Source organism: uncultured Anaerovibrio sp., assembly GCF_947302755.1.
Lineage (GTDB): Bacteria > Bacillota > Negativicutes > Selenomonadales > Selenomonadaceae > Anaerovibrio.
In genome coordinates, this window is the sequence record NZ_CAMYWM010000120.1 from 1 (window position 1) to 7784 (window position 7784).

The following is a 7784-nucleotide window of genomic DNA, read 5'->3' on the forward strand; positions in this document are numbered from 1 at the left end:
GCGACACCAATATTTTCAAGGAATTGGCTTTATTTTTGTGGTGGGAAAGTTGAGTGAGTAAAATATATGCTTTCGAACCATTGCCGGATACCTTTGCCAAAATGAAGCATAATCTTGAATTAAACGGATTGCCGGAAAAAATATATCCCGTAAATGTAGGAATGTCTGATAAGGCTGGTACTTTTGATTTTTATCTGCCTGGAGAGAATGAGGCTGCTTCCATGCAACCCAATATGGACGAGTTCTATATGCAGGAAAGTGTGGATGGTCATTACACCGGGGTTAAGAAAATGGATAAGGTTGAATGTAAGGTAACAACCTTGGATGAATATGTAGTAGAAAACAATATTGATAGAGTAAACTTCATTAAAATAGATGTGGAGGGTAATGAAAAAAATGTCTTGCTTGGCGGAGCAGAAGTACTAAAAAAATATCATCCTACTGTTTATTGTGAAATGTTGCGTAAGCATGCGGCAAGGTTTGGTTATCATCCTAATGAGATAATTGAGTACATGCAATCATTGGGATATTCCTGTTATACATTACATGATGGGGAATTAATTCCGTTCGCGGAAATGACCGAGGAAACCGTGGAAACGAATTTCTTTTTTGTTTGTGGTGTATCATGATATGTGGTGAAGGGAAATATAAATAACCTAATACAGGTTTTTAGAGGCGATAATGTGAGAACACAATTGTTGATAGGAGAACCGTTTCCGTCAGCGGTTCGTAAATATGTTCATTATGATCACCATATAGTTACTATAGGTAGAGGTAGTTATATTGGTGGTTCTTATTTTGATGCAAGTACTAGTGCTGGCCATCTTATGATTGGAAATTACTGCTCCATATCATACGAAAACGTATTCTTACTGGGGATGGAACATGAAATTCATGGACTTACCACATACCCCATCGGGCAGCTTGATTGTGACAGCAGTCAGGATCCGCTGAAAGATTATTTTGCCAATAAGGTAGGTGGAACCAAACAACAAATTGTTATTGGTCATGATGTATGGATTGGCTTTGGGTGTACTATTATGGGTGGTGTTCATATAGGGAATGGTGCGGTTATAGGAGCACGCACTGTGGTGACGAAGGATGTCCCACCTTATGCAGTAGTTGCAGGTGTACCAGCAAAGGTTATCAAATACAGATTTCCTAAAGAAGTAATTGAGAAATTACAGAAAATTAAATGGTGGTACTGGCCTGTGGAAAAGATTAAGAGCCTTACATTGCCTAAGACTATGGATGATGTGATGTCTTTTGCAGATGAGAACTATAGCGATGAGTATGAGGCTGTTTCCATAGGTTTAGCACAAGAACTAAAAGATTTGAAATCCGTTGGCTTTGGTATATATTTTGTATCACTTCAGTATGAGGATGATACAAATGAAGTAGATATTCTTATGAACAATGTGCTAAAGCAGTTTCTAGTAAGAAAAAAGCAAAAGTCGATTTTGATAATAGATGTGTATGAATATGGTGGAGTCATTGATAGTACACTACAAGCAATGCATTACAGTGCGGAAGATGGCTCCCAGGTTATACAATATAAAGGTAATGGCAAACCACCATTGGATGTACTGCCCAATATAGATTACCTAATTATGACAAAGAATTATCAAACATTGGTATTGAGTGACATAGCCTGTGATTATGGTGCAAAGTTGGTCTATGGATATGAGGATGAGATTTTTGAATAGAGTCATTTACTGCCATGAAATTTAGGAGGAATGTACTTTTGATAGATTACATTGTAATACAAGCTGGTGGGCGTGGCAGCCGCATGGAGCTTTTGACTAAGAATAAGCCAAAGTGTGTGTGCCTTGAATACTTCAGACAGAATTAAGCTGAATATATTGTGGCCTGATAAATGGGATCCAGCATTAAAGGCCTTTGATGTAGGGTGGGTATTTAATTACTTGCCACTCATTAAACTCTTTGGAGATGATTTTATTAGTGCACTCGTAAAGAAGCATAGATTGTTTACCAATAAGCTATGGAGCAATAATATTTCTGTATGTGATATTCAGTTAAGTACAGCTAATTATGATAAAAATATTGATGAAATATTGTCTAATTATGACTAAAATATTTAATGGTTGATTATTATGAAAATGTTGTAACAAAACAGTATTGAATACATATCTATTGCAGGGAGGTCTAATGGCATTGGACAAAATTATTGTAGTATCCATGGCAAAGAATGAAGCCGATATTATCGAGAGTTTTGTGCGATATTATATGACATTTGTGGATGGGATGATTATTGTTGATCATAACAGTGATGATGATACAGGTAAAATACTTGGTGAATTACAATCAGAATATCCATCATTAATTGTTGACCAATTTTCTTCAATTGAGTATATTCAAGCTGAGGTAATGACTAATCTTGTTAAAGTAGCTGCCAATGAATTGGATGCTGATTGGATTTTGCCTTTTGATATAGATGAATTTTTAATTCCAAGGGATGGTGCTGATTGCCGTTCTATTATCGGAGAGATTACAGAGGATGTCATATCTTTAAATTGGATGGAGCATGAATTGGTCGATACAGAGCATGATAGAGATGTATTTTTACTAAATAGATTGTGCAATCGATCAAAAACCGAAAATGCTATGACCAAGATTATGGTTAGGGGGAGCTTTGTCAGAAATCAAGATGTACGATTGATTCAGGGACAGCACGGATTAATAGTAAAAGCAGATAATGGAGCGGAACACATAGTGCCCTCCCCGAGATCTTTGGATTTCATATTAGCTCATTTTCCATATAGAAGTCAGGGGCAGTATATGTCTAAAAATGCTGTGGGTTGGTTGACTAATGTAATGAAATATTCTGCAACAACTATATCCGCAGGAGGATGGAAGAAGGCTTTTGATAAAATTTATGACAACGATTATGCAATTCCCACTATTCCTGAAAGTCAATTTGTAGGTAAGCTCTATTCTCAGAATATCCAATTGAAATATACAGATTCCAGACCTATCAATGTACTTTCAAGAGTGATGAAGCTGGCTGAAAAAATATGTGATAGATATGCCATAGAGAAGGCTATTGATAAGATATCCCCTGTAACGATTATTATGCCGTTGAGTCTGGATGTTGATGCTGCTGTGGATACTATAGGCAGTCTGCTAAATCAAACCCTGCAGAAGTGGGAGCTTGTTATAATTGCTGCTGATGATATAGATGAAGAAGTAAAGAAAGCTCTTTTAACATGTGACAGCAGAATTTCAATTGTGGGGTTAAATGATGATGTAACGCCTAAAGGCTTTGTAAAGCTGGTGAGTCCTGGAAGAAAATTCATCCCGGATTGCTTGGAGAGAGAAGCTGCTGCTTTATATATTCACAAGGAGTTCAATATTAACTTAACTTATTCTAATAGCAGTGACTACCCTGGGGTGGATGTTGTGGCAGATTCTTTTTCGGCACGTTCTGGACTTGATATTTGGAATGCAATAAAGGATACACCATATAATTTGACAGGAGGCGTTTCTGGAATGTTGCTTAGAAGCGTACCGCAAGATTTACATCTGTCGGAAATGATTGAAAATTATAAATGGAAAGAAAAAGATATTTTAAAAATAATTTTACCACAAAATTTATTTCTGGTATTTCCTACGGAACTCCTTTAGGAAGCTGATTTAGATAATTTATCCGTTTATGATTGTGTGGAATCCTTGGAACTTTAAGCTCTGTCATGGGAGGTTGTTTCGTAGTGGATAATTTCTATAAAAATAAAAAGGTATTAATAACTGGTCATACTGGTTTTAAGGGAATGTGGCTCTGCAAGATTCTCTCAATGCTGGGGGCCCATGTGCTGGGATATTCTATTGATTTTCCAACTGAAGAAGGAAAAAAAGTATTTGATAGTCTGGACTTTGGCGGTCGTGTGAAGACAGTTGTTGGCGATGTGCGGGATTTGGAAAAGCTGCATAAGGTCTTTCAGGATTTCCAGCCAGAGATTGTGTTTCACTTGGCGGCTCAGCCTATTGTAACTCTAAGCTATAAGGACCCGGTGGGTACCTACTGCACTAATGTTATGGGCACTGTTAATCTGATGGAATGTATTCGCCAGACGGAAAGTGTGTGTTCTGTAGTGAATATCACCACGGACAAGGTTTATGAGAATAAAGAATGGGCATGGGGCTATCGCGAGGATGAGCCCCTTAATGGCTTTGACCCCTATTCCAACAGTAAAAGCTGCTCTGAATTGGTAACCTCCAGCTACAAAAAGAGCTTCTTTGCTAATCGTGCAATAGCCATATCCACTGCCAGGGCCGGTAATGTTATTGGGGGTGGCGACTTTTCTGTAAATCGTATTATTCCTGATTGTATTCGGGCTGTGTACAATAATGAAGTTATTTCGGTAAGAAATCCGTTTTCTACCAGACCATATCAGCATGTATTAGAGCCCTTGTATGCATACATTCTCTTGGCCCAAAAGCAGTATGATAATATTGATCTGGCGGATTCATATAATGTGGGACCTGATGAGTGTGACTGTGTTAACACAGGCGCACTTGTTTCGCTGTTTTGCAGAAAATGGGGCAAGGGAGCATCCTGGGAGGATGTGCATGTGGAAGGACCCCATGAGGCGAATTTCCTAAAGCTGGACTGTTCGAAGTTTAAGGCAGCATTAAATTGGCAGCCAAAGTGGCACATTGACGAGGCTATCGCCAAGACTGTGGAATGGGCAAAATGCTGGCAGCAAAAGAATGATATTAATCTTCTGATGGAGCAACAAATAAACGACTTTTGGGGGCTGACTTCGGGAAAAGCAGCAAGAAAATTTTTGGTTATTGGCAATTCAATAGCTTATCATGGAAAATGCAGTTATTGGCATGGCGAATGGGGGATGGGCGCTTCAAGAAAAGAGAATGATTATGCGCATCTTATAGCAAAAGGTCTTAGAGGTGATACTCCTATAGAGCCAGAGATAGCACAGTTTTCCATCTGGGAAATTCAATCCTACGACCGTCAGGAAACTTTGCAATTATTGGATAAATATGATTTTAGCAAGTATGAATTTATAATTGTTCAGTTAGGGGAAAATACAAATGAACTGACGGATATGAAGGCGATGGTCGATGATTTCTATGAATTGATGAGCTACATCCGTGAAAACTCCTCCCCTGATAAACGTATTTTTGTTTATGGAAATATTTGGAAAAATGATTTGTTGGACGAAATAAAAGAAAAAATATGCTCATTAGTATCCGCTGAATATATTTCCCTTAAGTTCATACAAGGAAAAGAGTATCGTGTGGGGATGGGGGCCACTGTCTATGGGGATGACGGTAAACCATATATTGTTAATCATGCCGGCGTGGCTCTGCACCCAAATGATGAAGCAATGAAATATATGGCTGATGAGTTATTAAAGCGGCTAAGAGCTTAGATAGGGCGTGTTGTATATGATGGATAGGGCAGTACAAAAGGAACTAATAGAGCTTCTAGCATCTTTGCTGCAGATTTTTCAGCAGATAGACTGGCAAAATAGGGAACAACGCCAGATGGTGCTGGATATTTTGCAGAGTGTTGACGACAAATGCGAGAAAGATCTGCCTGCTGTACGTTATGAACAGTACCATGATATGGTTGGCTCCTTGGGGCAGATAATAGAGGAAACGGATTGGCAGCAGCTTGATTCTGATGATTTGGGCCAGTGCCGTGCTCTTTGCCAGGAGATAGTGGAATGCGTACAGCAATATCTTCGGGATGAGGTATACATAAAAAAGGAAATCTTTTTCCTGCCTTATAAGGCATCCATGTGGGATAGCCTGGAAAGCGTATGGCAGGCGGCTGTGGATGACAAAGAGCATTGTAATGCCTATGTGGTGCCCATTCCATATTATGAGCGCAATTCTGATGGCGAGATTGGGGAAAGACGTTGTGAAGCAGATTTGTTCCCTGATTATGTTCCGGTTCTCGATTGGCATGAGTATACCTTGGAGAGGCTTAAAGAGCTTCAGCCAGATGCTATTTTTATTCATAATCCCTATGATGATGCCAACTTTGTTGCAGCCATTGACAGTAATTACTGTTCCCGGGAATTGAAGCATGCCACCAAGCATTTATATTATATTCCTTATTACAGTACTACTGGTGGTATGGCAGAAAGTCAGGCAATGCTTCCGGCCTATGAGCATGTGGAAGCAATATTTGTGCAAGCAGAGCGCCTGGTGGGATTTTTTGATGAATCCATTCGGCATAAGGTTTATCCTTTAGGCTCTCCTAAGTTTGATAAAGTGATTAATTATTGTCAGAATCCACCGGCACCACCTCAGGAGTGGGTGGAGAAGATGCGGGGGAAGAAGGTTTATTTCTTTAATACCAGTTTGGGAGGACTGATGGCAGATACTGGGGCCTTTTTACAAAAAATGGCCTATGTGTTCAACATGTTTGCAAAGAGGAATGATGCTTGCTTGTTGTGGCGCCCACATCCATTGCTTTTCTCCACAATAAAATCCATTCGCCAGCCTGCGATTCCGGAATATGAGAAATTATTGAATTTCTTTATAAGTCACGATATTGGAATTTATGATGATACACCGCTTATTGAAACGGCCATTGCCTGGTCTGACGTGTATATTGGCGACATTGGTACAAGTGTTACGTCCTTATTTGGCGTGGCTGGAAAACCAATCTTTGCATTGGATAATCAGATACACGAGCTCCCAGAGCCTGAGGATTGGCGGGGGAAGGCTGTTAACGGATTTGCCCATTATATAGGAGATTGGATTATAACCTGGAATAACTGCCTGCTTCATTCACCAAATCATGATTATAACTACGAATTTTATTGCCGCCTCCATGATGATCAAGATGGTGGTTATTACAGCACAGTTTGGGTTAAGGATGATAAGATTTATGTGTGTCCTTCAAGCATACAGAATATCTTGGTTATACAGGACCACAAAATTATTAAAACCATTCCTTTGAGAAATGAAGAAAATCATGGTGGCCTGTTTGCCGGCTCCCGTATGGTTGGAGATAAGATTTTTTTGTTACCATTGCGTTATCCTGCTCTTGTATGTCTTGACACCAGAGATGATACAGTATCATATATTGATGGTATGAAAGGCATTGTCAGCGTGCAGTTCAACGATGTATGGCTGGCTGGTGGCTCCTGTGTATTTAAGGATAAACTATATATTTCAGCTATCACTAGTGCCAAGCAGCTTATAGTTGACCCCAAAACACTTTCTGTTGATGTCCGTGAACTTGAACCGAATCGCTCACAAGGCGGATTTAATGTATTGTTTCCAGATGGAGATTATATTTGGATGTACGCAGCCCAGGGGCAGGAAATCTGGAAATGGAACCCGAATAATGACAGTATTAAAAAGTATTGTGGATTTCCAGAGGGCTTTACCTGCTATCATCCGGGAATGCATTATGAGTGTGACATACAGCCTCTTGGTTCTACGGCCTATAACGAGAAGTATCTGTATATAGTGCCGAATTGGGGAAATCAATTTTTGAAGCTAAATAAATCTACTGGTGAAATAACCAAGTGGGATGCACCATTTGAGGCAAGTCCCCAGGCGGCCATCCATTCGTATTGTTTATCCACTCCGTTTTCCACGCAGCGTTCAATCGTGTCAAAGTCGACCAGCAAAAACAGCGCTGCTATGATGACAAACACGATCGAGATCCCGATGCTGACTCCCGGCGTGTTTATTGCGCCGCTGACGCCCATGAAAAGATCCGTATTCCGGATCGCCGGAATCAGCGAGCCCAGGAAGCTGAACAGGCCCACGCCCACGCT

The 7784-nt window shown here is 39.9% G+C and carries 5 protein-coding genes; 4 read left to right on the plus strand and 1 reads right to left on the minus strand.

From position 1 onward, the window contains the following. The first annotated feature begins 53 nt into the window (after positions 1 to 53). From Q0Y54_RS10355 to rfbG, 4 genes are all read left to right on the plus strand, one after another. Complete coding sequence (locus Q0Y54_RS10355; RefSeq protein WP_297967367.1) at positions 54 to 629, plus strand: FkbM family methyltransferase; 576 nt, start codon at positions 54 to 56, stop codon at positions 627 to 629. A 54-nt stretch (positions 630 to 683) separates the two neighbouring features. After that, a complete protein-coding gene (locus tag Q0Y54_RS10360; RefSeq protein ID WP_297967372.1) occupies positions 684 to 1706 on the plus strand; it encodes a CatB-related O-acetyltransferase in 1023 nt (340 codons plus the stop codon). Between the two features lie 463 nt (positions 1707 to 2169). Beyond that, the gene (locus Q0Y54_RS10365; protein WP_297967374.1) at positions 2170 to 3645 is read left to right on the plus strand and encodes a glycosyltransferase family 2 protein; all 1476 of its coding nucleotides are present in this window, start codon (positions 2170 to 2172) and stop codon (positions 3643 to 3645) included. Positions 3646 to 3728: 83 nt separating this feature from the next. Then, positions 3729 to 5411: a CDP-glucose 4,6-dehydratase gene (gene rfbG, locus Q0Y54_RS12670; RefSeq protein ID WP_366072658.1), complete on the plus strand. Its 1683-nt coding sequence runs from the start codon at positions 3729 to 3731 to the stop codon at positions 5409 to 5411. Positions 5412 to 7487: 2076 nt separating this feature from the next. Here the strand turns inward: rfbG and Q0Y54_RS12675 are convergent. After that, the gene (locus Q0Y54_RS12675; protein WP_366072660.1) at positions 7488 to 7715 is read right to left on the minus strand and encodes a Bax inhibitor-1/YccA family protein; all 228 of its coding nucleotides are present in this window, start codon (positions 7713 to 7715) and stop codon (positions 7488 to 7490) included. Positions 7716 to 7784 lie beyond the last annotated feature (69 nt).